The organism is Mycobacterium sp. Panama NTM2 (assembly GCF_054355555.1).
In genome coordinates, this window is record NZ_JBTHXC010000002.1 from 68,159 (window position 1) to 92,501 (window position 24,343).

At 63.6% G+C, this 24,343-nt stretch carries 23 protein-coding genes and 3 pseudogenes; 17 read left to right on the forward strand and 9 right to left on the reverse strand.

The features are described from left to right. Positions 1 to 10: 10 nt before the first annotated feature. Positions 11 to 1,039, reverse strand: a complete 1,029-nt coding sequence (locus tag ACXYX3_RS26965) for a tyrosine-type recombinase/integrase (RefSeq protein ID WP_369322809.1) — start codon at positions 1,037 to 1,039, stop codon at positions 11 to 13. 252 nt (positions 1,040 to 1,291) lie between these two features. Here ACXYX3_RS26965 and ACXYX3_RS26970 point away from each other — a divergent pair. The 4 genes and pseudogenes from ACXYX3_RS26970 to ACXYX3_RS26985 all read left to right on the forward strand — a co-directional run. Beyond that, positions 1,292 to 1,417 (forward strand): annotated as a pseudogene (locus tag ACXYX3_RS26970) (IS256 family transposase); the annotation flags it as partial. Between the two features lie 459 nt (positions 1,418 to 1,876). Then, complete coding sequence (gene istA, locus ACXYX3_RS26975; protein ID WP_458612309.1) at positions 1,877 to 3,406, forward strand: IS21 family transposase; 1,530 nt, start codon at positions 1,877 to 1,879, stop codon at positions 3,404 to 3,406. After that, positions 3,403 to 4,203, forward strand: coding sequence for an IS21-like element helper ATPase IstB (istB, locus tag ACXYX3_RS26980; RefSeq protein WP_458612310.1), 801 nt, complete (start codon positions 3,403 to 3,405; stop codon positions 4,201 to 4,203). Before istA ends, istB begins: the two co-directional genes overlap by 4 nt. Positions 4,204 to 4,275: 72 nt before the next feature. Beyond that, positions 4,276 to 5,478, forward strand: a complete 1,203-nt coding sequence (locus ACXYX3_RS26985; protein WP_458612311.1) for an IS30 family transposase — start codon at positions 4,276 to 4,278, stop codon at positions 5,476 to 5,478. Between the two features lie 11 nt (positions 5,479 to 5,489). Here the strand turns inward: ACXYX3_RS26985 and ACXYX3_RS26990 are convergent, their stop codons facing one another. The 3 genes from ACXYX3_RS26990 to ACXYX3_RS27000 form a co-directional block, all read right to left on the reverse strand. After that, a complete protein-coding gene (locus ACXYX3_RS26990; protein ID WP_458612312.1) occupies positions 5,490 to 5,831 on the reverse strand; it encodes a DUF3024 domain-containing protein in 342 nt (113 codons plus the stop codon). A 624-nt stretch (positions 5,832 to 6,455) separates the two neighbouring features. After that, on the reverse strand, positions 6,456 to 6,914 hold the full coding sequence (locus ACXYX3_RS26995) for an ATP-binding protein (RefSeq protein WP_458612313.1): 459 nt from the start codon (positions 6,912 to 6,914) through the stop codon (positions 6,456 to 6,458). A 31-nt stretch (positions 6,915 to 6,945) separates the two neighbouring features. Beyond that, positions 6,946 to 7,386, reverse strand: coding sequence for an STAS domain-containing protein (locus tag ACXYX3_RS27000; protein WP_080691779.1), 441 nt, complete (start codon positions 7,384 to 7,386; stop codon positions 6,946 to 6,948). A 266-nt stretch (positions 7,387 to 7,652) separates the two neighbouring features. Here ACXYX3_RS27000 and ACXYX3_RS27005 point away from each other — a divergent pair, with 266 nt between their 5' ends. The 3 genes and pseudogenes from ACXYX3_RS27005 to ACXYX3_RS27015 all read left to right on the forward strand — a co-directional run bounded on the left by ACXYX3_RS27005 (position 7,653) and on the right by ACXYX3_RS27015 (position 10,082). After that, the gene (locus ACXYX3_RS27005) at positions 7,653 to 8,909 is read left to right on the forward strand and encodes an integrase catalytic domain-containing protein (protein WP_176215952.1); all 1,257 of its coding nucleotides are present in this window, start codon (positions 7,653 to 7,655) and stop codon (positions 8,907 to 8,909) included. A 397-nt stretch (positions 8,910 to 9,306) separates the two neighbouring features. Next, a pseudogene (mbp1, locus tag ACXYX3_RS27010) lies at positions 9,307 to 9,542 on the forward strand (microaggregate-binding protein 1). A 3-nt stretch (positions 9,543 to 9,545) separates the two neighbouring features. Next, positions 9,546 to 10,082 (forward strand): hypothetical protein, encoded by a 537-nt coding sequence (locus ACXYX3_RS27015; RefSeq protein ID WP_369322808.1) that lies wholly within the window; start codon positions 9,546 to 9,548, stop codon positions 10,080 to 10,082. 37 nt (positions 10,083 to 10,119) lie between these two features. Here the strand turns inward: ACXYX3_RS27015 and ACXYX3_RS27020 are convergent, their stop codons facing one another. After that, positions 10,120 to 10,383 (reverse strand): aldehyde dehydrogenase family protein, encoded by a 264-nt coding sequence (locus tag ACXYX3_RS27020; protein WP_033718746.1) that lies wholly within the window; start codon positions 10,381 to 10,383, stop codon positions 10,120 to 10,122. A gap of 924 nt (positions 10,384 to 11,307) precedes the next feature. On the opposite strand from ACXYX3_RS27020, the gene ACXYX3_RS27025 reads away from it, so the two are divergent. From ACXYX3_RS27025 to ACXYX3_RS27035, 3 genes are all read left to right on the forward strand, one after another. Beyond that, positions 11,308 to 12,504 carry a molybdopterin-dependent oxidoreductase gene (locus ACXYX3_RS27025; RefSeq protein ID WP_458612314.1) on the forward strand — a complete coding sequence of 399 codons (1,197 nt, stop codon included), beginning with the start codon at positions 11,308 to 11,310 and terminating at the stop codon, positions 12,502 to 12,504. Next, complete coding sequence (locus ACXYX3_RS27030; protein ID WP_033718764.1) at positions 12,504 to 13,064, forward strand: hypothetical protein; 561 nt, start codon at positions 12,504 to 12,506, stop codon at positions 13,062 to 13,064. The genes ACXYX3_RS27025 and ACXYX3_RS27030 overlap by 1 nt, the downstream gene beginning before the upstream one ends. Positions 13,065 to 13,144: 80 nt before the next feature. Continuing rightward, a complete protein-coding gene (locus ACXYX3_RS27035) occupies positions 13,145 to 13,717 on the forward strand; it encodes a hypothetical protein (RefSeq protein WP_033718748.1) in 573 nt (190 codons plus the stop codon). Positions 13,718 to 13,778: 61 nt separating this feature from the next. Here ACXYX3_RS27035 and ACXYX3_RS27040 read toward each other — a convergent pair whose 3' ends face one another. After that, entirely contained in the window at positions 13,779 to 15,152 is a 1,374-nt protein-coding gene (locus ACXYX3_RS27040) for a dihydrolipoyl dehydrogenase family protein (RefSeq protein ID WP_458612315.1), read from the reverse strand. A gap of 291 nt (positions 15,153 to 15,443) precedes the next feature. After that, a complete protein-coding gene (locus ACXYX3_RS27045) occupies positions 15,444 to 15,773 on the reverse strand; it encodes an anti-sigma factor family protein (RefSeq protein WP_080691771.1) in 330 nt (109 codons plus the stop codon). Positions 15,774 to 16,644: 871 nt separating this feature from the next. Here ACXYX3_RS27045 and ACXYX3_RS27050 point away from each other — a divergent pair. Together ACXYX3_RS27050 and ACXYX3_RS27055 are read left to right on the forward strand one after the other, a co-directional pair. After that, entirely contained in the window at positions 16,645 to 17,280 is a 636-nt protein-coding gene (locus ACXYX3_RS27050; protein WP_033718749.1) for an RNA polymerase sigma factor, read from the forward strand. Continuing rightward, positions 17,277 to 17,522, forward strand: a complete 246-nt coding sequence (locus tag ACXYX3_RS27055; protein WP_033718750.1) for an anti-sigma factor family protein — start codon at positions 17,277 to 17,279, stop codon at positions 17,520 to 17,522. The genes ACXYX3_RS27050 and ACXYX3_RS27055 overlap by 4 nt, the downstream gene beginning before the upstream one ends. A gap of 80 nt (positions 17,523 to 17,602) precedes the next feature. Here the strand turns inward: ACXYX3_RS27055 and ACXYX3_RS27060 are convergent, their stop codons facing one another. Next, positions 17,603 to 18,379, reverse strand: coding sequence for a haloalkane dehalogenase (locus tag ACXYX3_RS27060; RefSeq protein ID WP_458612316.1), 777 nt, complete (start codon positions 18,377 to 18,379; stop codon positions 17,603 to 17,605). Here ACXYX3_RS27060 and ACXYX3_RS27065 point away from each other — a divergent pair. Then, entirely contained in the window at positions 18,362 to 18,961 is a 600-nt protein-coding gene (locus ACXYX3_RS27065; RefSeq protein ID WP_458612317.1) for an aldehyde dehydrogenase family protein, read from the forward strand. The two genes, ACXYX3_RS27060 and ACXYX3_RS27065, sit on opposite strands and share 18 nt — an antisense overlap. Here the strand turns inward: ACXYX3_RS27065 and ACXYX3_RS27070 are convergent. Continuing rightward, a complete protein-coding gene (locus tag ACXYX3_RS27070) occupies positions 18,923 to 20,239 on the reverse strand; it encodes an IS256 family transposase (RefSeq protein WP_054430305.1) in 1,317 nt (438 codons plus the stop codon). The genes ACXYX3_RS27065 and ACXYX3_RS27070 overlap by 39 nt on opposite strands. A gap of 167 nt (positions 20,240 to 20,406) precedes the next feature. Between ACXYX3_RS27070 and ACXYX3_RS27075 the strand changes: the two genes are divergently transcribed. From ACXYX3_RS27075 to ACXYX3_RS27090, 4 genes and pseudogenes are all read left to right on the forward strand, one after another. Further along, on the forward strand, positions 20,407 to 21,441 hold the full coding sequence (locus ACXYX3_RS27075; RefSeq protein WP_458612318.1) for a glycerate kinase: 1,035 nt from the start codon (positions 20,407 to 20,409) through the stop codon (positions 21,439 to 21,441). A 681-nt stretch (positions 21,442 to 22,122) separates the two neighbouring features. Next, positions 22,123 to 23,289: an IS3 family transposase gene (locus tag ACXYX3_RS27080; protein ID WP_458612319.1), complete on the forward strand. Its 1,167-nt coding sequence runs from the start codon at positions 22,123 to 22,125 to the stop codon at positions 23,287 to 23,289. A gap of 84 nt (positions 23,290 to 23,373) precedes the next feature. Next, positions 23,374 to 23,810 (forward strand): annotated as a pseudogene (locus ACXYX3_RS27085) (transposase); the annotation flags it as partial. Positions 23,811 to 23,817: 7 nt separating this feature from the next. Next, the gene (locus ACXYX3_RS27090) at positions 23,818 to 24,318 is read left to right on the forward strand and encodes an aldehyde dehydrogenase family protein (RefSeq protein WP_458612322.1); all 501 of its coding nucleotides are present in this window, start codon (positions 23,818 to 23,820) and stop codon (positions 24,316 to 24,318) included. Positions 24,319 to 24,343: the final 25 nt, after the last annotated feature.

Sequence of the window (24,343 nt, forward strand, 5' to 3'; positions counted from 1 at the left end):
CTGTGTGCATTCACTCGCTTTTGTCAAGTATCCCGTAGAGGGGGTTCTTGGCGGCTGCATGGCGGGTCTCGTTGCCGGCGGCGCTGACGTAGCGCTGCGATGTCGACATCGATTCGTGCCCAAGGAGATTCATTAACGAATAGACGCTGACTTCAGAGTTCGCGAGTTCGGTAGCGAAGGTGTGCCGCAATCCGTGCACTAGGGCGCCGCGGACTCGTTCTCCATTGATACCGGCCTTCTTGAAGGCGCGCAGAACCCGATACTGCAGAGTCCCGCGAGTAATACGCTCACCATCAGTGCCCACGAAAAGTGGCGCGTTGGGCGACCACGCCGTCACCCCCTCGCTGGGGGAGCGACGTTTAGCCCTGGGCGGTAATCGAGTATGGCGACTGTTGAGATAATCGTCGATGACCTCGACGAGCGCCGGTTCGATGGGAACGCGTCGGTCCTTCATGCCTTTTCCGCGCACGTGGATGACTGCGCCGTCGGCGCTGCGGCGGATGTCGCCGATGTTGGTGTTAATGAGCTCCTCGGATCGCAGGCCGGCTAGCAGCGCGGTGAAAACAATGGCCCGGTCGCGTTCGGGCCAGTCGCTGCGGCGCTGCTCGATCTCGTCGTCCATTGACGCGACCAGCTCCGTGACAACGTTGGTGGATAACGCTTTTGGCATGGTCTTAGCGGTCTTGGGTCGACCGATCTGAGGCATCGGGTTCGCGAGAATCAGCTCGGCGGTAAACAGGTAGGTGCACAGCACGTTCCACGTTGACCAACACCGACGAATGGAGGCTGCTTCGTGGGTGGCGGCATAGCGGGCGAACGCGGTGCGCAGCAGATCGGTGGTGATCGCGCTCATGGGCATGCCCGCCACGGGCTGCTCGTCACCGACGATGAGTGCGGCGATTGCGTCGAAGTCTTGGCGGTAGGCCTTCATGGTGTGGACCGACGGTTTGCGGGTGCCGCGGTCGGCCAGGAATGCCTCGAACCATGCCGGCCGAGTGGCATCCGCGTCGACGTCGGTCGTCGAAGAGCGCACTCTCACACGGCCAGTATATCATGGATAATGAAGATTATCCATGAGATATCTGCGAGAGGGGCGCACGTCTCTGAGTCACGCCAAAAACGTCACAGTGACGAAATAGGGAAGACGGGGGCAGCGCTAACCGAGGGGAAAATGCTTTACCCACTGGGCGTTCTCCGGCGGCTGACGAGTGTTAGCGCGTGCTGTGAAGCACAGTGGTGACCGGCGCTGTCGACAGGCCGCGGCATCTGCCCTAGTCGACTGGGATGAAAGGTGTTCGCCGAGCTGATCCGCGCCAGGCTTCAGGCGTTGATCGAGGCCGAGGCCACCGAGGCGACCGGCGCCCGGCGTTACCAGGGCAACGGCGAGTGCCCGGTGCATCGCAACGGGCACCGGGCTGGCGACCGGAACGTCCGACAGATCTGGTGCAGCACCTCGACCGGTTTGGTTCCAACGTGGCTGTGGGGGCGGTCACACCATCATCCCACCCGAGAAGCCCAATGGCGGTGCGCCGGTCATGGAACGGTTCCGAATTCGGCATCCAGGGCCAATAGCGGTAAGTCGTCGCCCGGCCGAACGAGCCCCCGCTGACGGGTTCACCGGTGGCGGCCAGACGAGGCGACTGGGTCAGTCTGGCGTGCGACGCTGCGAAGCCAACTGGTACGAATATTGCCTTCTGCGTGTGGTCACCTGACTTGGCCCCACTTCGGTCGTCGTTCTTCACGAATTCTGGCCCCGGGGTGGTGATCATTCCGGCCAGGTGGGGCGCGGTGTGTCGTCACCAATTTTGGCCCCACCCTCGTTCAGATCGTTCCTGTCGTCCGTCGTCTCTGGCGGCCGTCAGGGAGGTCGGTCAGGATGCGGTCACGCGTGGAGCTGTTCGAGAAGATCAGAAGAGACCACCGTCTCGGTGAGGTGTCGATCCGCGAGTTGGCGGATCGTCATGGCACGCATCGTCGGACGGTGCGCCAAGCCCTCGAGGACGCGGTCCCGCCGCCGCGAAAGGCCTATCCGGCGCGCCCACGCCCAGCGATCGACGAGTACGTGGCGGTGATCGATGAGTGGCTCATCGCCGACGAGAAAGCCCCCCGCAAACAACGACACACCGCCCGGCGGATCTGGCAGCGACTGGTCGCCGAGCACCAGGCCACGTGCTCGGAGGTGACGGTGTCGCGTCACGTCGCGCGCCGTCGGATCGAGTTGGGACTGCTCCGGCAGGAGGTGTCGATCCCGCAGACACATGAGGCCGGCGCGGAGGCCGAGGTCGACTTCGGCGAGTTCTACGCCACGATCGCCGGACTAGTGGTGAAGTGCTGGATGTTCGTGATGCGACTGTCGCACTCGGGCAAAGCGTTTCACGTCGCCTTCGCCACCCAAGCGCAGGAGGCGTTCCTGGAGGGCCACGTCTTGGCCTTCGCCTATCTGGGCGGCGTCCCTGGCCGGATCCGTTACGACAATCTCAAACCCGCCGTGATCCGGGTCCTCAAAGGACGCGACCGCACCGAGTCCGAACGGTTCACCGCGCTGCGCAGCCACTACGGGTTCGACTCCTTCTTCTGCCGCCCCGGCATCGACGGGGCGCATGAGAAGGGTGGCGTGGAAGGTGAGATCGGCCGCTTCCGACGTCGCCACCTCGTCCCGGTCCCCACGGTCGCCTCCCTGGCAGAGCTCAACGATCTGATCGCCGACGCCGACCTGGTCGACGACACCCGGGTGATCACCGGCCGCCCGATCACCATCGGCGCCGCGTTCGCCGCCGAGACGCCGATGTTGATGGGTTTGCCGGCCGAGCCGTTCGACTGCGCAAGGCTGCTCCACGCTCGGGTCGACAACCGGTCCAGAGTGTCTGTGCGGCAATGCTTCTACTCTGTGCCGGCCCGCTACGCCGGGCGACGTCTACCAGTGCGCCTGGCCGCACGGACCGTCGAGATATATGACGGGCCCCGGCTGGTGGCCTCCCACGAACGGGCGGTCGGACGTTACGTCGAAGTGCTGTGCCTGGACCACTACCTCGAGGTTCTCAAGACCAAACCTGGTGGACTACCCGGGGCGACCGCGCTGGCCCAAGCGAAGGCCCGCGGGGTGTTCACCATCACCCACCAGTCCTACTGGGACGCGGCCCGCCGGGCCCGCGGCGACGCCGCCGGAACCCGCGCTCTGATCGCCATCCTGTTGGCGCACCGCACCATGGCTGCCGCGGCTCTGATCACGGCGATGGACCGGGCCGTCACCTCAGGATGCCTGGACCCCGAAACGGTGATCATCGACGCCCGCCGCCACATCAGTGCCCTCACACCCGCGGTCCCCATCGGCGGTCTGGCTCGCTACGACCGACCACCACCGTCTCTGACCGATTACGACGACCTGCTCACCGGGAGCGAATCATGACCACCACCACCAGCAGCAAGCCGGCCACCGTCGATGCCGCCGCACAAGCCTCGATCGGCGCCGCGGCACGCGAGCTGCACCTGCCCACCGTGCGCACCGAAGCAGCCCGCCTGGCCGAGATCGCCAGCCGGGAACGCCACACCCACCTGCGTTACCTCGCCGAAGTGCTGGCCGCCGAGGTCGACGACCGCACCGAACGGCGCCGCGCCCGGCGCATCAACGATGCCAAGTTCCCGAGGCTGAAACGGTTGGCGGACTTCAACATCGACGCCGTGCCCGGCGTTGCGCCCGCCATCCTGGGACATCTGGCCGCCGGACACTACCTGGATGCCGGCGAGCCGGTCGTGTTGCTCGGCGACTCCGGAACCGGCAAGTCCCACCTGCTCATAGGCCTGGGGTTGGCGGCCTGCGAACAAGGCCGCCGAGTCCGCTACGTCACCACCGCCCAACTGGTCAACGAACTCGTCGAGGCAGCCGACGACCGGGTCCTCTCCCGCGTCGTGGCCCGCTACGGACGCCTGGACTTACTCTGCCTCGACGAACTCGGCTACGTCCAAATCGACCCTCGCGGAGCAGAATTGCTCTTCCAGATCATCACCGAACGCGAAGAACGCGCCTCCGTGGCGATCGCCACCAACCTGCCCTTCAGCGAATGGGGCACCGTGTTCCCCGATCCCCGCCTGGTCGCAGCCATCGTCGACCGTGTCACCTTCAACGCCCACATCATCGAGACCGGCACCAAGTCCTACCGACTACGCACCAGCAAGACCACCACCCGAACCAAACACGGCATCTAAACCAGGTGGGGCCAAAATTCGTGAGGCAGATTCCAGTGAACGTCGCAACATCGTGATTGTTGGGAGGTTGCGGTGGTTGCTGTACGGAAGACTCGCGGTGGCGTGTTGTTGGTGGAAGAGCGGGAGTGGTTCGCTCGGCTGGTCGCGCAGGGGGTGAGTAATGCCGAGGCGTGCCGGATCGTGGGAATCCACCGCAAAACGGGGATCCGCTGGCGTTACGGGCGCACCATCCGCAACACCGCTGGTGAGGCAGTGCACTATCTGCCAGTGAGAGTCACAGCGCCTACAGCGCCTCATCCTCGATATCTGTCACTGGCCGAGCGCACGGTGATTGCTGATCTGCACCGTGCGGGCGTCGGAGTGCGCGGTATCGCCGAGGAGCTGGGCAGGGCACCTTCCACGGTGTCGCGGGAGCTTCGTCGCAACGCTGATGGTCGTGGCCGCTATCTTCCCGCCACCGCGCAGCGGCTCAGCGTTGAGCGGCGATCCCGGGCGGTGCGGACGCGACGCATGTTGCGCGACAACGAGCTTCATGGTGTCGTAACTGCGTTGTTGGGCAAGCGGTGGAGCCCCGAGCAAGTCAGCCACGAACTCAGGTCGCACTTTCCTGATCAACCTGAGCGTCATCTGTGTGTGGAGTCGATCTATCAGGCGATCTACGATCCGCGGATCGATGTGAACCGCCCGGCCAAGCGGCGGCGGCGACGGCGCCGCCGTCACGTCCAGGGCCTGGAGCGACGGGGTCGGATCACCAACATGACGATGATCGCCGATCGCCCCGTCGAGGTCGACGATCGGGTACAGGTCGGGCATTGGGAAGGTGACTGCATCATGGGTAGCGGAAACCGTTCGGCCATAGGCACTCTTGTCGAACGCACGACCCGATTCCTGATACTCGTCCACCTACCTGCGGGGCGGCCGGCCGCTGAGAACATGCGCGACGGCATCGCCGGTGCCTTGGGTGGCCTGCCGCCTCACCTTCGGCGGACGCTGACCTGGGATCAGGGTAAGGAGATGGCGCTGCATCAGCAGATCACCACCAACACCGGCGCACGGGTGTACTTCTGCGACGCACACTCACCGTGGCAGCGGGGCAGCAACGAGAACATGAACGGCTTGCTGCGCGACTACTTCCCCAAAGGCACGGACCTGAGCACCATATCGCCCGCGGAACTGCAGCACGTCGCCGACGAACTCAACGACCGACCCCGCAAGACACTGGGCTGGGCCCGGCCCGCAGCCCTGATCGCAGGTGTGTCCATCAGGACGGCGTGAACGAGAGCCGGTCAACCCCAAAAGATCGCCGTGGGATCGCGATCCACCTCAGCGAGTAGCTCTTCGACGCTGGCCGTAGACGCCACTCGATCGTAGGCATGGAACCGCAGGTTGCGGTCGCGCCAATACAACGACCACACGCCGGTGGTTTTCGCATAGCGCAGTCGGGCGATGGGGAACCGGGTCCAGTCCTCACCCATGTCCGCCCGCCACGGCGGCCGGCATTCCACGATTGTCACATGCCGTGCGGCGACATCCACCTCGACCCGAACCTCATCACGGACATGCTCGGGCACCCTGTCACGGCACCACCGCTGCACTCGGGCCACGTCAGTCTCCGGCAAAACACTCACCCGACTAGTGTGCAACCCGTCCCGTTGCGACGCTGACTGGAATCCGCCTGACGGCGGTGGGGCCAAATCACTTGACGAAACGCAGCCTTCGGTACAGACGTAACCGCTCGGCGTATGCGCGGGCCCCGCCGCATCATGAGGGGGACTCGATGCGACGGGGTTCGGTTTACCGTAACCACTGAGGTACGCCAGCGGACTTTTCTCGGAGTACCTGTTCATGGTTCATCGCTGCGCGGGTCGCGCTCTGGCTTGGCGGCGAATTCCGTTGAGTGCATCATCTTCGTTTTCCGCTCGCCAGGACAACTGTGGGTATGAGTCGCACAGCCCGATGTACACGCAGTACTCGGCTGATCACAGAATTCTGTAGGTAACGCCGCCGTCGACAACTGTCCTCACCGCCGTCCAGTTGGCGTCGCGACTGGCCCGCGGGTCAGGTCGCCTCGGGGCGCGGCTCATCGGATGCCAAGGGCGGCTGGTGGCACGGTGTGACATCGTTCGCCCGTCATGACCTGTCATGTATTCCTTTCATCTGCAACGTCCCACCCGAACTTGAAAGGCCCCGGTTGAAGGGGCTGTGCGTGGATTGCCCCGGAACCACCCCGGCGCTCATGACCATGACAACCGTCACGAGCCATGCGTGACTAGGTGGGTCCACCTCAGCAAGACCTGGGTCCCTGAGGCGGAGGTGTCGATCTGTGTGTCATCGGCCAGCGCCCGCATGAGGATGAGTCCACGGCCGCGGTGACCTGGCCTCGGCGTCGCGGATCTGGCCGCCCAGCGGCCGCCGTCAGTGATGGTGACGGCGAGGGTGTCGGTGTCGTCGGTGTAGGTGGCGGCCAGCGCAACGGTGCCGGCCCCTGCAGTATCGAGGTAGGCGAATTCGACGGCGTTGGCCAGCGCTTCGTTGACGGCCAGCACCATGTCGCTGAGTTGTTGCTCACGAAGCCAGAAATGTCGTTGTAGCCAGGCAGCAAAGTCAATCCGGGTGTGGGTGGCACTGGCTGCGTCCGCGGTCAGGGTGCGGTCGTAGCGGGATCGGCGGCCGAAGGCCGTCAGCGGTTCACCTGACCATTGACCGTGCACACAGCCTGTGTACCCGCTCCAAAACCACAACCTACATCGGTGACACATCGTCCCTGCCGGCCTTCAGCGCATCGTCGAGGGACCGGTACAGGCCGAGCTCCCGGTCCACACCCAGCAACGTGAGCGGGCGGCTGGTGGCGGGGCCATCAGCAACGACCCCGAATCGTGTATCCGGCGTGACGTCGGCGTGCGCAGCGAGGAGGGTGTTTATCCCGGCGCAGGCCAAAAAGTCCACCTTGGACAAATCGATGATGATCCCGGCTGGGGAGCTTCCGAGGGCTGCACTGATGGCCACCGCGAGCTGGGGGGCGGTCAGCGCATCCACTGAGCCCGAGACGGCCAACACCACCACCTGATCGAACCACTGGTCGTCGACGCCGAGCCCATCTCGACCCGAGACGGCATCTGTATTGCTTGCTGGCAGGTCCTCAGTCAATATCTGACCTTCGTGTCGGTCGGCTCGTCGCGCCATGGCGCCAACCCGGGACGGGTGATGCGTTCACACGACACCACCGACGATGGCGGCGGCTGGGGACTCAGCTTGTTCAAACGGCGCGGCACTAGGATGCGTCATCGCCCTTGGCGTGGCACGGCGTGAAGCCATAATGCCCTACAGACGAGGCAGCGCGCCACCTAGCGGCTTGACTCACGAAAAGTGCCCGCGAAACGCCCTCGGTGCCTCACGTAAGAATGCCCGCGAAATGGTGATCGTCGTGGAGCATGGGAAGTGGGTTGTCGATGGCGTCTCGTGCCGAGGTCACCGCCAGGTACGCCAAGGCGTATGTGAGGGCTTCGAAGAAGGACCGGGGCCGGATTCTGGATCAGGTGGTCGAGGTGACCGGCTGGTCGCGTGATAACGCCCGCCGGCGGCTCACGGTAGCGGCCAGGCGCCCGCCGGGTGCGGGCCGCAGTGTCGCAAAACGGCCGCGCAAACCGCGCTCGCCGAAGTACAGCTATGACACCCGTAAGGTGCTGCAGAAGGTCTGGGCCGCCTCGGGTGGGCAGTGCGGCAAGTACCTGGCTGCTTCGATGGCCCTGCAGCTCGACGGGTTGGAGCGCCACGGCGAGTTGGTCTTTGGCCGTGACCGTTACAGCCCGACGGTGCGCGAGGAGCTGTTGGCGATGAGCGCGGCGTCAATCGACCGCTATCTGGCGCCGGTGAAAGCCAAAGACCAGATCAAGGGCAAGTCCACCACCAAGCCCTCGCCGCTGTTGCGCTCGTCGGTCAAGATTCGCAAGGCCACCGACGAAATCGAAGCTGCGCCAGGCTTTTTCGAAGGAGACACCGTCGCGCACTGCGGGCCGACGTTGAAGGGCGAGTTCGCCCGCACCCTCAACCTCACCGATGTGCACACCGGCTGGACTTTCACGCGGACCGTGCGCAACAACGCCCACACCCACATCCTGGCCGCCCTGAAAGCAGGTGTGCATGAAATACCGTATGAGGTAACTGGTTTGGACTTCGACAACGGCACCGAGTTCCTCAACAAAGCCGTCATCAAATGGGCCGGGCAGATGGAGATCTTCTTCACCCGCTCCCGGCCGTACAAGAAGAACGACCAGGCCACCATCGAGTCCAAGAACAACCATCTCGTCCGCAAGTACGGGTTCTACTACCGCTACGACACCGACGAGGAACGTGCGGTGCTCAACCGGCTCTGGCCTCTGGTCAACGACCGGCTCAACTACCTGACCCCCACCATCAAACCCATCGGCTACGCCAGCAGCGGTGACGGCCGGCGCCGCCGTCTCTACGACCAGCCCAAGACCCCACTGGACCGGCTACTGGCGGCCGGCGTCCTCTCACCAGCCCAAGAATCGGAGCTCCTGACCTACCGCGACAGCCTGAACCCGGCCGCGATGGGACGCCAGATCGCCGACCTGCAGAACCGACTTCTCCAGCTGGCCAAGGAGAAAACCGAACAGCTCTACCTCGCCAGCATCCCCACCGCCCTACCCGACACCCGCAAAGGCATCCGGATCAAGGCCTCCTGACCCAACGCCGTTTCGCGGGCATTCTTACCTGAGGCATGGATCAGATTTCGCGGGCATCTTGATCTGAGGCATCACGCCTAGCAGTGCCGCGTTCAAAAACAGGGGTGGGGCAAAGAGTCCAACGATCCCTAATGGCCACTACGACCTTGTAACGACGACCGGCGCTCCGATCAGCCCTCGGCGGGTCCGAGCATCTGCCCTGTTCGGCCGCGCGGCCCGTGGCCAAATCACAGGGCGGATTCAACGTTCGTTATACGGTCTCACCGCGGGGGGGTCTCACCGTGCTCGACCTATGCAAGGCGTTTCACACCGACGAGTTTTGCGAACTCGGTAAACCGGGAACACCGCGCCTGAGCGGCGTGCATGCCGTCCCAGTAGATGATTGGAAGAACACGCAGTGGCTGATCAGAACAGTGGCCCCACCGAAGCCATCAAGGGTGCCGTCGAGGACGTCAAGGGCAAGGCCAAAGAGGTCACTGGCACCGTCACTGGGCGCGACGTCTGACCGAAGAGGGCAAGGCCCAGCAGGACAAGGCCGAGGTCCAACGCGAGGCGGCCGAAAAAGAGGCCGAAGCCGAAAAGGCCGGCGGCGAAGCGAAAGTCGAAGAAGCACGCCAACAGTCCCACCAGTAGAGCATGACCCGCGACGACAGCCCGGTCCGCCACGACGCAGATCGGGCTGTCGCCGTCTGGGCCACGCGAGCTGGGCAGTTGAAGCTAATGCGAGAAGGACCCGACACATTGCACCCGAACCGATTTACAAACCACCGCAATGGATTTCACGACTGGTTCGGTACCGCGGCCGTGCAAGTGGATATCTCACGTGGGCAATGCCTTGAGGGTTTAGCAGGGTTGAACCCTCAAGATTGGATCGCAGTAGGCCTCGTTGTGGTACCAGCCTGCCGGAACCGCACCCAGGACGAAATATATCTCGATGTCGTCGACCTCCGCTCGATCGACATCAGCCCGACCGGGGACGTGGTCCGCGAACTCATGAGCTCCGCCGACACCCGCCGCGCTCTGCCGGTGACCCGCATTCAGCTAACCGGCATGGATTTACAAGAACTTCTGTCCTACATGACCGGTGGCATACTTCACCTGCGCGCCGCAGGTATCGACCACGCCGAACTTGTCATCACAAAACACGACAGGCGAGCGGTCATTATCGAGTAGAGCTACCAGCACAGCGACAACATCGCAGGTTGCGGTCTCACAATTCGACTTCGCCAAGCGCTTGCGTGACCGGTTTGCCCATTTCGCGTCCGATGATGTCGGCCAACTGCCGACTTCGGGCGGCATGCAACTCGCTGACTTCGCCGATGATGCGAATCCGATCGTCGATGCTGGTGGCCGACCACCGCTCGTACGCGTCGGCCGACTTGGCGACGGCTGCCTGCAACTCGTCGTCGCTGAGTGTGGGGTACGTCGCCAGCGTGTCGCCGGAGGTGGGATCGATGACGGCGAACTCGGTCATGGCGTTCCTTCGTTTCCGTGCCTAGTGGGACGTACCTGGCCGTGCCGGCGGGGCTGACCAACCGACGAGTGTCGGGTCCTCTGTACCGCACAGTACACAAGTAACGCTGCCACGGTGGTCGCTTCGACCTGATCGAACCCAATGTGCAACCCGGTCGTATGTCCGGGATCGCGGCGACCGTTGCCGCGCAACGACATTCGTGGAAGCGGGGCGTCCAAAGCACGTGAACTCGTCGTCAACGCCTGGCTTGCATGCCACGTCGAGCCGCCACCGGTGTCGTTCTCGAGCCTTATTGACCGGTGTGGCCAAGGCATCGAAGGAGGGGCAGTCCAATCGCGGCGAAGTCCCAACTCTGGTTGCATCAGCGCTTGGTCGAGCGGCAAATCCCCGGATCGATCAAATAGTTTGGCGCAAATAGAGCTTGCGATTCTCAGTCAAAAACGCCGCGACCGAGTCTGCCGCCTGTACCGGCGATCTTCTGTCCGTGGTCACGTCAAACCATGGAAGCGTGGTCACCGAAGCGGAGGCGGAGAGTTGACGAAGTTGGACGCTTTTCCGTGAATTGAGCGGACCCAGTGCAGGAAAGGGTAGTGTACCTCTGAGTACAGTGACAGCCTCCCTCGGAGCATTAATCGTGGCACTAATCGTGCATCGAGCCGACCAGTGCCACCCGGGTTACGCTGGTGCCAAACAATCCGCTGTGGAGGAACGACCCATACGATGACGCCACCCCACACCGAACCCGGCGATTCACCCGCTACACCGTCGGTTGACGGCGCCAGTCTTGAACACGCCGATGGACCTCCGCCCACGGACACACAGCCACGGGTGGGCTTTCCGGGGGGCCTCTGGAGGACGTTGGAGAGTCACCCGCCTCCGGGACTGGCCCGTATTCGGTGGCGCAGTCCGCTGCGGGGACCATGGTTGACGTCGGTGTTCGGGCTGGTGTTGTTGATAGGGCTGCCGATCGTGACGATCACCGGCCTGCTGTCCTACATTGCCTACGGTCCGGGTTTCGGGCAGGCGATCCCGCGTGACGTGGGTTGGCTGAAGCTTCCGACCTTTGATTGGCCGACGCAGCCGTCGTGGCTCTACCGGCTGACCCAGGGGCTTCACGTCGGAGTCGGGCTGATCCTCATACCGGTGGTCCTGGCCAAGCTGTGGTCGGTGATTCCGAAGCTCTTCGTCTGGCCTCCCGCACGCTCGGTATCCCAAGTGCTGGAACGGATCACGCTGCTGATGCTGGTGGGCGGCATTCTGTTCGAGATCGTGACCGGCGTTCTAAACATCCAGTACGACTACATCTTTGGGTTCAGCTTTTACACCGCTCACTATTTTGGAGCCTGGGTGTTCATCGCCGGGTTTGTTGCCCACGTCTGCCTCAAGCTGCCGACGATGATCCGTAGTCTGCGCTCACGGAGCATGCGCAGCGTGTTGACGACCAATCGGGCCGATACCGTTCCGGAACCACCCGACGCAGACGGCTTAGTACCTGCCGATCCCGACCCGCCGACGTTGAGTCGGCGTGGCGTTCTCGCTGTGGTGGGAGGTGGATCGCTGCTGGTTGCCATCCTCACTGCGGGGCAGACCCTGGGTGGCTTCGCGCGCGACGCGGCTGTGCTGCTTCCGCGTGGCCGAAGTTATGGCAACGGCCCCAATGACTTCCAAGTGAACCGAACCGCTAGGTCAGCACGCATCACACCCGAACTCACCGGGGAAAAATGGCGGCTCACGCTGACAGGCGCAGGTCAACCGATCGTGTTGGACCGCGCGGCGTTGGAGGCGATGCCCCAGCACACTGCCGTTCTTCCTATCGCCTGTGTCGAGGGGTGGTCGACGACAGAGACGTGGACGGGTGTCAGGCTTGCTGATCTGGCCGCTGCGGCCGGTCGCCCGGCACCAAGCTCAGCCTTCGTGTCGTCGGTCGAACGCTACGGTGCATTCAACCGGGCGACGCTGCAGGCCAACCAGGTTCTCGACCCGGATTCGTTGCTGGCCCTGAAAGTCAACGGTGCCGACCTGTCCCCGGATCACGGGTATCCGGCAAGAATCATCGTTCCGGCGTTGCCTGGCGTGCATTGCACCAAGTGGGTGTCCGGCATCGAATTCCGGGCGACGTGATGCGCGCACTGGTCGATCGGGCCGGGCAACTCTACGGCGACCGCCTGTTCCACCTGTTCGTCGTGTTGGTGGCATTGGCTTTCGGCGTCTACGCTGTGGCTACGCTCGGCATCGACAATTTGTTCAATCCGTCGACGTGGTGGCAATCCATAGCGGTCTGGTTCGCGGTGGCTGTCATCGCCCATGATCTGGTCTTGTTCCCCCTGTACTCGTTGCTTGACCGGCTCATTCCCCGCGCCGCGAAGCGGGGCATGGGTGAAGCGCCCGCAGCCAGTTTCCTTCGTGTTCCCGTCGTGAACTACGTGCGCGTTCCGACTATGGCCTCGGGCCTGCTGTTGCTGATGTTTCTGCCGGGGATCATCCGACAAGGCGCGTTCACCTACGAGGCCGCGACAGGTTTGACACAGGAGCCTTACCGGGGTCGGTGGCTGATGCTTGTCGCGGCTTTCTACCTGATCAGTGTGGTGTGCTACGTCGCGGCAACTGCCGTACGGCGCGCACGGTGGTCTCGCTCAATGGGTTTCCGCGGGTCTGAAAGCGCTGAAGCTGACTCTCGCTGAAGGGCCTCAGCCCGTAACGACAAGCTCTCGACGCGACACGTCCTTGAGTAGCCGTTAGACACAACGGTTTAACCCGTCACATGGTGCTGAACGCGCCCCGGGTTTCTGACGAGAGGATGACCATGATGCCGAGCAAGTCGATGAGGACGGACGGGGCCAGTCGAGTCGCCGCAACGGGGGGGACGCCGACCCCGGGCTGGAAATTGAACTTCGCAGCAGGTTTCGTTCCGCTGATCGCGGGTGTCATGACGTTGGTGACCAGCTGGCTCGCGGTCGCGCGCCCCGATACTTTCTGGTGGACCGGCGCGGGGAGCCTGGATTTCTCGTACACGTCGCTGAGGCAGGCGGGGACCCAGACGCAACCTTTTGTCGAGCTGACGGGCTCTGTCGGCGGCGTGAACGTCGTCGCCGCTGCCGTGGCGGTGAGCGTGGTGGCGTGGTTTGGCCTTCGCGCCGGGCATCGGTGGGCGTGGTGGTTTTTGGCGTTTTGTCTTGTGTGGGTGGGCATTCACGACGCGGCGATGGCGACCCGATTCTTCGAGGCCACCGGCCAGCCGGTCATGCTGCTTCCGTATACCTACTGTGCGCTGATGCTGGCGGGGCTGCTCCGCTCGCGCAAGGCCATCTTCGTGCCGCCGCCCCTGCAGCAGTGAAGCGGCGGGCCTCCCGCCGACCGCCGACCGGGTTGCGACTGACCCGGTCGGCGGCAAACTGTTACAAGCCGTAGGCTTCTAACAGCTTGAGCCAGATCTCGCTGCGGGTAGGGAAACTCGGCACCGCGTGCCAGAGACGGTCGATGGCGACGTCGGCCACAATGGCGATGGTCGCAGCGTGGATCTGTTCCGTCACTTCGGCTCCGGTAAAGGTCGCTCCGACCAGAACCCGGCGATTCTCGTCAACCACGATCCGGGCTGTACCGGGTTCACCGCGGCCGACGAATGCAGATCCCGCAGTGGAATTCATGTCCGCATCCGCTGCGCGTGCGTCAATACCCGCGGCATGTGCGGAAGCCAACGTGTGTCCGACCGCCGCGACCTGAGGTTCGGTAAACACGACGCGAGGTGATAGCGCGCCGCCGTAGACGATAGACGGGTTGAAGCGGCCCAGAATGTGGTCGGCGGCGATGCGGCCTTGATACTTGCCCTGGTGGGTGAGCAGCGCCCGTCCGTTTGCGTCACCGACGGCGTAGAGCCAATCTTCGGCGCCGATCGCGCGCAGGTGCACATCGGTGGCGATCGGTCCGTCGGGGTTCAGACCGACTGATTCGAGCCCCAACCCGACGGTGTTCGCTCGGCGGCCGGCCGCGACAAGAACTTTCTCGGCGGTGACGGTGCTGTCATCGGAGAGTTCTACGGTGACGCCGGCTTCGGTGCGGTGCACGCTGGTGGCGGTCGTCTGAACTCGGACGTCGACACCGTCGCGGGCGAGGGCCGCTTCGACCTGCTCGGCGGCGAAGGGTTCCTCGCGGCCCAGCAATCGTGGGCCAGGTTCAACCAAAGTCACTGCGGAGCCCAAAGATTGGAAGGCCTGAGAAAGCTCACTGCCGACGACTCCACCGCCCAAGACGACGAGGCTGTCCGGAATCGTCGCTGTGGTGGTGGCTTCCCTGTTCGTCCAGGGCTGGCTGTCCGCCAGACCTGGGATGGGCAGTAGCGCAGCCGAGCTGCCGGTGGCCACGATTACCGCGCGCCTGGCGCTCAGCAGGGCATCACCGACGCGGACCTGCTTCTTCCCGACGATCACACCTCGTCCGCGCCACAACTTGACTTGACGCGCCTCCAGCCAGGGCACCTGGCCCGCATCGTCGAGATGGCCAACCAGCTCGTCGCGGCGGCGCAGTACCCCGGCGACGGCGACCGAGCCGCTCACCGCTTCGCGCGCCCCGGCAGTCCGCATGCTCTCATGCAGCGCTTGGGCAGGCCGCAGCAATGCCTTGGAGGGCATACATCCCCAGAAGGAGCACTCGCCACCGACGAGATCAGCTTCGATGATCGCCACGGTGAGACCGGATTCGGCGAGGCGCCCGGCCGCGACTTCGCCGCCAGGGCCGGCACCGATTACGACGATGTCGAAATGCTCCTCGATCAACGACGACTCACTCTCCTCTAGTCATGGATACGCGGAGCCAGCAGCGCCGCCTGCAAGACGATCGCCTCCGGAACGGGAAGCACTACAATCGGTTTAGACACAACGGCCTAACTCAGAGGGCCCAACGCCGTTGTCGATCTCTGTGCTCGGCCGCTGCCGCACCGTCACTGTACTCCATAGTCCACTCAGGATGTAGAGGCTGCAATGCACTCGCTGTGAAAGAGAAGCGCGATGAGCCACCTGTCACGATATCCACACCGTGGTCCGTTCGCGAAGACGCGCCGGTACTGGTCAGATCCGGTCATTCACGACGGAGAACGCGGCCAGGAGGCGACTTCTCAACGCATCAACCGGTGGGTTCTCGACACGGGCGATAGCGGCGATGGTGAAACGAAACTGCTCAAGATAGGCGCTACAGGGCGCGCAATCGTCGAGATGGCCGTCAAGGCGCTGTCGCGCGGGCGCATCGAGGGAGTCGTCGAGGTAGTCCGTGACGAGTTCGACGAACTCCTGACAGCGAACGACGCCGTTGTCTTGTGCCGATCCTTGCCCGACCTCCGCGTGCTCAATGTGACGACATGCAAACAAGCCAGCTCTGACTAGGCGGTGTGGACGTGACATCGGCTTTCCCTCTCTGGATGTGCGACGAAGGCTTCGGGAGACAGCGGCATCGTCGTCGGTTTTTCTTGCTCTCCTGAGGTCGTGGTTGCGCGACCGCCGACCGTTACAACCACACGGACAGAGATCGGACTTTGCCTGGTCAAGAGCGGGTCATCGGTTGGCCACTGATGGCCTCGGTAGCCGAGTCTCGGCTCAACGAGCCCGACTGCGGCGTCCACCAGGTAGAAACGGGGCCGAGGCACAAGCAACCGTGCACGGCCAAGAAGCCGTCTCCCAGCCAACTACCTTCCAACCACGGTGCTTGACGTTCGTTGCCCAGTGACCCAGGGCAGTCAATAGGTCATCGGTCATCGGTGACTCGTGGCGACCTGCAACCCAAGGCCGATGAGGAGAGCGTCCTGAACGGCGAGGTCGGTCATGTGTGTAAGCGGTTAGGTCCTTGCGGAACAGGATCATATCGTCGCCGGAGGTTCGTAGTAGTCGCGGATCCGCGCTTCTTCGGCGCAGCCGCACTTAGCGAAAAAGACTCGGGTGCGGGCGAAGCCGGAAGGTGGAGTGCTCATGTCCGCAGTGCATGACGATACAAAGTCGCTCGAGATATCACTCAACCATGCACTCGAAGTAGTCCTTTGTAAACCTTCAGCGAACTCCTGACATCCAATCGCCGCAGCGGCGGTCAGTCCGTTGATAATCGCGGTGGTGACTGTGATGACGATGCTGACGGTGGGTTACGTCATGCTGTGCCTGCACTTGCTGGGTTCGGATGCCTTTATTGGGCGGTTACGCGGCGGCACCTCAAGACTGGATCGGTCACAAGAACGGACGAGCTAAAAACCTACCAGCGTCTGGCTTCACGTTAGAATTGTGATCGATGAGTAAGACAGTGGATGAAGCGGCGTTGATCTCGTCGTTGCGCAACGGCGACCAACGTGTCTTCGCCGATCTCGTCGACGCTTATGCCCCGTCGATGTTGCGTGTGGCGCGCGGCTATGTCCCAAGTGTCGAGATCGCGGAGGAGGTCGTCCAGGACACCTGGATCGCGCTCATCAAGGGGCTCGCCGGTTTCGAGGGCCGGTCCTCTTTGAAGAGTTGGCTTTTCACCGTGATGATCAACATCGCGAAGAAGCGCGGAGTCCGCGAACGCCGCGATCGCGATACCGCGATCGCGGCATACACCGGCGGCACAGTTGATCCCGCACGGTTCCGCGCCGAGGGTGAGCAGTGGTCCGGCCACTGGAAGGACACCGAGACACCTTCGCCTTTCCCGGAATCACCGGAAGGGTCTCTTCTCAGTGGTGAACTCATGGCCGTGGCGCGTGCCGAACTCGATCTTCTCCCCGAAGCGCAGCGCATGGTGGTCACGTTGCGCGACATGCTCGGATTTGATTCGGCAGAAGTTTTGGAGATGCTGGACATCACCGCCGGTAATCAGCGCGTGCTACTACACCGTGGCCGCGCGGCGGTGCGCCAAGCCCTGGAAAGCTACCTCAAAGGAGGGGATGAATGAGCCGGGAAGCGTTGGATTGCAACGAATTCGTAGAGTTGGTCACCGATTACCTCGACGGGGCAATGGACCGGGAAACGCAAGCCCGCTTCGACAGCCACATGGTCGACTGCGATGGGTGTTGCAACTATCTCGAGCAGTTCCGGGTGACCGTGCGAACGCTGGGAGCGCTCCATGCTGATGAGCTCGAAGCCGGTTTTCGTAATCGCCTGCTGGACGCGCTGAGCGGCTGGAACAACACGTAGATAACTACGCATCCGGGTTGGCGTGGATGGGCGCAGGCGTTTCCGAACCCGGGTCCGAATTGGTTGCTACTCAGTCTAGGTCAGGAATCATCCGTGGTGCTGGCAACGAAGTCCGCCACGACCCGCGCCAATTCTGAGCCCTTGTCCTCCTGCAGGAAATGACCGGCACCGGTGATGGTGACCGGCGGGTGGCTCGCGGCACCCGGAATGTGTTCGCGGAGTGCTTGTTCGGCGCCGCGGGTAATCGGGTCGGAGTCGGAGAACGCGCAGAGGAACGGGCGGTCATAGTGGCGCAGTGCCTCCCACGCCGCACGGTTAGCCTGGGCGGCGGGATCATCGGGCATCGTCGGCACGAGAAGCGGGAACTGCGGGGCACCGGCTTTGAAGCTGTCATCCGGAAACGGCGCGTCGTAGGCGGCGCGCACGGCGGGCGTTAGTTGGGACACGCATCCGCCGTCAACGATGTTGCCGACGGCGAACTCCGGTGCGGTCTGGCTATAGTGCTGCCACGCTAGGAAGGCCTCGCCGGGAGCGTGGTCACCGGTCGGAAGAAATGTGTTGGCAGCAACCACCCGGGCGAATCGGTCAGAGTGCTCACCCACCAGGCGTAGCCCGATGAGGCCGCCCCAGTCCTGACATACGAGCGTGATCGCGTTGAATTGCAACGCCTCCAACGCGGCCCACATCCACGCGACGTGCGCTGCGTAGCTGTAGTCTTCACGGCTTGCTGGCTTATCGCTTCGCCCGAATCCGACGAGATCGATCGCGACGGTGCGGAGGCCGGCGTCGACCAGCACCGGGATCATGTGCCGGTACAGGTAGGACCACGATGGCTCACCGTGCAACAGCAGCACCACCTGTCCATCGGCGGATCCCTCGTCGAAATAATGCATCCGAGCCCCGGGACCGATTCCGTGGACGTGGGTCCGCTGGTCTCGGAGGACGCGCGGAAATCGGTCGCCGCGTACCTAGACGGAGCGATCGCAGAGGGCGCGGAAGTGGTCACCAAGCGGACCGAGGTGCCGTCGGGCCCGTACCTCGCGCCGACGCTCCTAGACCGGGTGACGCCCGACATGACCGTCGCCAGGGAAGAGGTCTTCGGCCCCGTGCTCGCGGTGATTCGGGTCGCTGATGCCGGTGAGGCGATCCGAGTCGCCAACGACTCGGAGTACGGCTTGGCAGGGTCCATCTTCACCCGCGACATCGCGACCGCGCTGCGCTATGCGAACCAACTTGACACCGGCATGGTTCACGTAAACCACGGCACCTCTAGTCAGGCGCACGTCCCGTTCGGAGGGGCCGGCGCCAGCGGACTAGGCCCTTACTCGATCGGGCATGCGGCACAGGACTTCTTCACCAAGGTGAAGGGAGAAATTGTCAAGACCTGTGGATCGGGTGTTTCAGGCGACCTCCGTTCCGGCATGCTGATCGCCGTCTGAGGTCGGTTGTGGTGGGGTGATGTCGGTGGGTCGTTCGAGCAGTTTTCCTTTGTGGAAGACCGCTCCGGCGCGCACGAGGGCGACCAGGTGTGGGGCGTTGACGGCCCTCCAGCGGGCATGGGCAGCATCGATCAGCTTGTAGGCCATGGCAATCCCGGCCGCACGCGATCCAGGCCCCTTGGTAACTTTCGTCCTCAAACGCACTGTGGCAAAGGTCGATTCGATCGGATTCGTGGTTCGCAGGTGGATCCAATGTTCGGCCGGATAGTGGTAGAACTCCAACAGCACATCGGCGTCGTCCACTATCTTGGCGACCGCCTTGGGATACTTGGCGCCGAAGTCGACCTCGAAGGCCTTGATGGCAACCTGGGCTTTGTCGATGTCCTCGGCGTTGTAGATGTCCTTGATCGACGCCAACGCGGCCGGGTGCGCTGACTTCGGCAACGCAGCAAGCACATTGGCCTGTTTGTGGAACCAGCAGCGCTGTTCTCTGGTAGCCGGGAATACCTCGCGGACCGCCTTCCAGAACCCCAGTGCGCCGTCGCCGACCGCGAGCACCGGGGCGGTCATCCCGCGACGCTTGCAGTCGCGCAACAGATCCGCCCACGACTCCGTGGACTCCCGATAACCGTCGGTGATCGCGACGAGCTCCTTGCGGCCGTCAGAGCGCACGCCGAGCATCACCAGCAGGCACAGCTTCTCCTGGTCCAAACGCACCTTGAGGTGAATGCCGTCGACCCACAGATAGACGTAGTCGCTGCCGGAGAGATCCCGGGCGGCGAAGGTACGGGCCTCGTCTTGCCACTGGCTGGTCAGTCGGGTGATCGTGGTGGCCGACAGCCCGGCGCCGGACCCGAGGAACTGCTCGAGCGCCGGCCCGAAATCGCTGGTCGACAACCCGTGCAGATACAGCAGTGGCAGCACCTCACTCATCTGCGGAGACTTGCGCGCCCACGCGGGCAGGATCGCCGAGGAAAACCGCTGCCGCTCACCGGTATCGGGGTCGACCCGTTTGTCGTTCACTCGCGGTGCTTTGACCTCGACGGCGCCGGCCGCGGTCAGCACCTCGCGGGCCTGGTGATAGCCATTGCGCACCACCAGCCGGCGGCCGTCCTCGTCGAGTTGGTCGGCGAACTGCTCCACATAGGCGGCGACTTCGGCCTGCAGCGCCGCGGCCAGCATCTGGCGGGCACCGTCGCGGACGATCTCATCGAGCAACGACCGGTGGCCGGCCGTCTTGTCGTTGGCCTCCCGGGCATCGTGAACTACGGTGAGCATGGGCGTACCTTCCCAACCAGCGCGCCAACGCCGGTCTTGATCAGAGCTACTGGACTTTCAGATCATCCTCGGGAAGGTGCGCCCACTTTCACGCCGCCTCGCCGAGGCTCATCCACAGGTTCTGATCATTGCTCAGGTGAAGGTCATGTATGTCTCCAGCTGAACCCATGCGGGTGCTCATCGCACCCGACAAGTTCAAGGGCACGCTGACCGCCGCCGAGGCGGCGGATGCGATGGCGGCGGCCGTCGCTGACGTATTTGGGGCAGGCACCGTCGTCATCGAGCAGCTGCCGATCGCCGACGGTGGCGACGGCACGGTAGCCGTACTCGGGGGCGCCAACCAGACCTCGACGGTGACCGATCCGCTGGGCCGTACGGCGAGAGCGCTATGGCGGCTCGACGACCGTACAGCGATCATCGAGTCGGCAGCCGCCTCGGGCCTGGTGCTCGTCGGCGGCGCGGCCGAGAACGATCCGTGGGCCGCATCGACCATCGGAACCGGCGAACTAATCAGGGAAGCAGTTGAACTCGGAGCCACCAAGATCCTCGTCGGGATGGGTGGCGTGGCGACAACCGACGGAGGCCGGGGCGCGCTGGCGGCGCTGACGTCCGACGTTCCGTTCGCCGACGGCACCGTCGAGGTACTGGTCGACACGTCCACCCCTTTCCTGCAGGCCGCAGAGGTGTTCGGGCCGCAGAAGGGAGCGGACTCTGAACTCATCGAGCGCTTGACCCGCCGGCTGAGTGCGGATGCCGTCGAGTGGCTCGACCGGTTCGGAATCGACGTACGCGACGTGCCGGGTTCAGGCGCGGCGGGCGGTCTCGCTGGCGCGCTGTACGCGGCGGGCGCGACGATCCGCGACGGTGTCGAGGTGGTCGCCGACTACCTGCGGCTGTGGGAGGTTCTGCGGGAGGTCGACCTCGTCATCACCGGAGAGGGGGCGTTCGACCACACGTCCATCAACGGCAAGGGGCCGGGCTGCGTGCTAGCGGAAGCACGCAAGCACGGAATTCCCACACTCGTCGTTGCGGGCTCGATCGCCACTGACGCCGGTCACATCGCATCAGCCCACGCGTCGATCGTCGAGATCGTCGGACAGGCGGCCGCCTTCGAGACGCCGAGTCGCGCACTGCGGGTCGCTACTGCGCATGCCCTCGACCAGTACATCAATGGCCGCGAATCGACGCCGGAGCATCGATGACCGCTCCGGGTGGGTTTTGGGGGACGACGCTCAAGCTCCTCGTCAACCGGCCGCACGTCATTTCATTCCGCGACTTCTTCCGCGCCGAAGCGGACGGAGGCAACAGGTGGCACGCCCGAAGTGACAGCAATTATTTACGATCAGCGGACCGGTGAGCAGATCTTCTATAAAAGTGGCACAGTCTAATTCAATCTCCTTGATTGCCTCCACTACGACTTTGGGGCCTGGTCGACGTCGGCGCCCTCGCCGACATCTCCAAGCTGGCCGCCGACGTCCCCTGAGGCCTCGTCGAGGCTCGTGCCGGCGAGTAGGAACGTGGCGCGAGCACTCGTCCGCTCGCCCGTCATTGCGAGCGTTGACAGGAGTTGGTGCGACCCACCGAGTGGGCCTCTATCGTAGTTTCACGTTCGCGGAACATGTTGCCCAACAACCGGTTACGGCTCCAATGGGCTCTAGGTGCGTAGAGAGGTGGTAGTGGCATCCGTCGGATATCATGGATAATAGCAATTATCCATGATATGAGAGTGGCGTAGTGACTTGAGCGGGTGACGTACACGAAAAGCTATGCACTGTCGCCGGGTCTACTGAGGTGAGCCCTTCGGAGTGGTCCAGTTGATCTGTACCCGTGTTGTTGGTCCATGGTTGTGAGAGTCGAGGGCAGAGTGATCAGCAGGAGGTCACATGCCCCGTCAGTACTCATCCTCGGTGCGTCGGCAAATAGTTTCCCGGCTGCGAGCGGGTGAACCGGTAGCCGGCGTGGCGGTCGAAACCGGGATCTGCGAAGCGACCCTGTTCCGCTGGAAACGCCAAGCACTCATTGACGCCGGCGTCGTGGAGGGCACCCCGAGCATAGAGGCCGACGAGCTGGCCGCGGCGCACAAGCGCATCGCGCAGCTCGAGGCAGAGCTGGTCCTGACCCGGGACGCGTGCGAATTGTTCGACGAGCAGGCGGTGGTGCCCCCAAAACGCCGTCGCGCGATCACTGAAGGGCTGATCGCGCGAGGACACTCGGCCCGGTCCGCCTGTCGTATAACGGGATTAGCGCGATCACTGCTGCAATACCATCGGCGGCGTCCAGTTCCGGACCGTGAGGTGCGGCGGTTGATCGTCGCCGACACGATCACTGAGATCTATCAGCGATCACGCGGCACCTACGGACGCAAGCGGGTCCGTGCTGCGCTGCTGGCCGACTACGAGATGAACGTCAACCACAAGCTGGTCAACTCGATCATGTCCGAGCACGGCCTCTACGGGCTGCCTCGTCCCGGGCGACGTAAACCCAACCTGATCGGTGTCTACACTTCTGTTGACCTGGTCAACCGGCGGTTCACCGCCACCAGGCCCAACGAACTGTGGTGCACCGACATCACCGAACACCCCGCGCGTGACGGCAAGGTCTACTGTTGCGCGATCCTGGACTGCTTCTCACGGATGATCGTGGCCCGCACCTTCTCCACCACTCCCGACACCGCCCTGGTCAACAACGCCGTCAACATGGCCGCCGACAGCAGAAACCGAAGTGGCCCAACGATTCTGCATGCCGACCACGGTAGTCAGTTCACGTCCTGGAGCTTCGGGGAGAACATGCGCCGGTGGGGACTGCTCGGCTCATTCGGTACCGTGGGAGACTTCGACAACGCCGCCATGGAGTCGTTCTGGGCACGGATGCAGGTCGAGCTACTCAACACCTGCAAGTGGGCCACCACCATCGAATTGGCCGCCGCCATGGCAGATTACATCGACAACTTCTATAACGTCGAACGACGCCACAGCTATCTCGGTAACATCAGCCCCGTAGAGTTCGAAGCGCTCTATATGTCCACCAATTCGATCCCTCAACTCGCATAACCACGGCTCGAAACGGCGGGGCCAGATCAAGTTGTTATGCGACTCTGTTGCCCGGTCTGCGGGCAAGGAAGAATCGACAACGACATGGCATCGAACAAGCGCCGGCGGCATACCCCGGACCAGATCATCCGGAAGCTCGCCGAGGGCAACAAGCTGCTCGGGACCGGCCAGGAGCTGGCTGAGGTGTGCCGGCACCTGGAGATCACCGAGTCGACGTGGCATCGCTGGATTGCCCAGTACGGCGGCATGAAGGCCAACGAGGCTAAACGCCTCAAGGAGCTCGAAGCCGAGAACGCCCGGCTCAAGAAGCTGGTCGCCAACCAGGCCCTCGACATCGACATGCTGAAGGAGATTTCGGCGGGAAACTTCTGACCCCGAATCGCAAGCGCAGCGCCGTCATAGCGCTGCGTGAGCGGTTCGGGGTCTCTGAGCGCCGCGCCTGCACCGTCGTCGGCCTGCACCGTTCCACGATGCGGCTGACGCCGGCAGGTCGTCGACCGGGTCGCCCGCATCTTCGAGCGCACGACGATCGGTCCCGGCCTTGACGATCGAGATCTCGGGCCGTTGGTGTCGGTGAAACAGCGCGTCCGCGTCGAGTCGTTCTTCGAGGATCTGAAGACCGGTGCCGTCGTGACGGGCGGGTCCGCTCCTCATGACGGGCTCCCGTCCTGCGCCTACTTTGCACCTACTCTGGTGGATGGTGTGGACCCGACGTCCCGCATCGCGCAGGAAGAAATATTCGGACCCGTTCTCGTGGTCAACTCGTTCGCAGACGACGACGAGGCGATTGAACTGGCCAATGGGACTCCGTATGCGCTGATGGGCTCGGTGTGGACCAAGGACCTGCCGCGCGCTCATCGTCTCGCGTCGCGCATCGACGCAGGCCAGGTGTACATCAACACGTACGGCGCCGGCGGCGGGGTCGAAGTGCCGTTCGGCGGATTCAAGAAGTCGGGCTATGGGCGTGAGAAAGGGATCGAGGCGCTTCACAGCTATACACAGTCAAAGGCTGTGATAGTCCGGCTCTGACACTCATAGGGCCTTGGCCCCGTGT

Bases quoted from the DNA above. Each gene is read 5' to 3' on its own strand.
- istA (WP_458612309.1), top strand. From the start codon at position 1,877: ATGCGGTCACGCGTGGAGCTGTTCGAGAAGATCAGAAGAGACCACCGT.
- istB (WP_458612310.1), top strand. From the start codon at position 3,403: ATGACCACCACCACCAGCAGCAAGCCGGCCACCGTCGATGCCGCCGCA.
- ACXYX3_RS27000 (WP_080691779.1), bottom strand. From the start codon at position 7,386: ATGGCGCGACGAGCCGACCGACACGAAGGTCAGATATTGACTGAGGAC.
- ACXYX3_RS27005 (WP_176215952.1), top strand. From the start codon at position 7,653: ATGGCGTCTCGTGCCGAGGTCACCGCCAGGTACGCCAAGGCGTATGTG.
- ACXYX3_RS27015 (WP_369322808.1), top strand. From the start codon at position 9,546: ATGACCCGCGACGACAGCCCGGTCCGCCACGACGCAGATCGGGCTGTC.
- ACXYX3_RS27020 (WP_033718746.1), bottom strand. From the start codon at position 10,383: ATGACCGAGTTCGCCGTCATCGATCCCACCTCCGGCGACACGCTGGCG.
- ACXYX3_RS27030 (WP_033718764.1), top strand. From the start codon at position 12,504: ATGCGCGCACTGGTCGATCGGGCCGGGCAACTCTACGGCGACCGCCTG.
- ACXYX3_RS27035 (WP_033718748.1), top strand. From the start codon at position 13,145: ATGGTGCTGAACGCGCCCCGGGTTTCTGACGAGAGGATGACCATGATG.
- ACXYX3_RS27045 (WP_080691771.1), bottom strand. From the start codon at position 15,773: ATGTCACGTCCACACCGCCTAGTCAGAGCTGGCTTGTTTGCATGTCGT.
- ACXYX3_RS27050 (WP_033718749.1), top strand. From the start codon at position 16,645: ATGAGTAAGACAGTGGATGAAGCGGCGTTGATCTCGTCGTTGCGCAAC.
- ACXYX3_RS27055 (WP_033718750.1), top strand. From the start codon at position 17,277: ATGAGCCGGGAAGCGTTGGATTGCAACGAATTCGTAGAGTTGGTCACC.
- ACXYX3_RS27070 (WP_054430305.1), bottom strand. From the start codon at position 20,239: ATGCTCACCGTAGTTCACGATGCCCGGGAGGCCAACGACAAGACGGCC.
- ACXYX3_RS27075 (WP_458612318.1), top strand. From the start codon at position 20,407: ATGCGGGTGCTCATCGCACCCGACAAGTTCAAGGGCACGCTGACCGCC.
- ACXYX3_RS27080 (WP_458612319.1), top strand. From the start codon at position 22,123: ATGCCCCGTCAGTACTCATCCTCGGTGCGTCGGCAAATAGTTTCCCGG.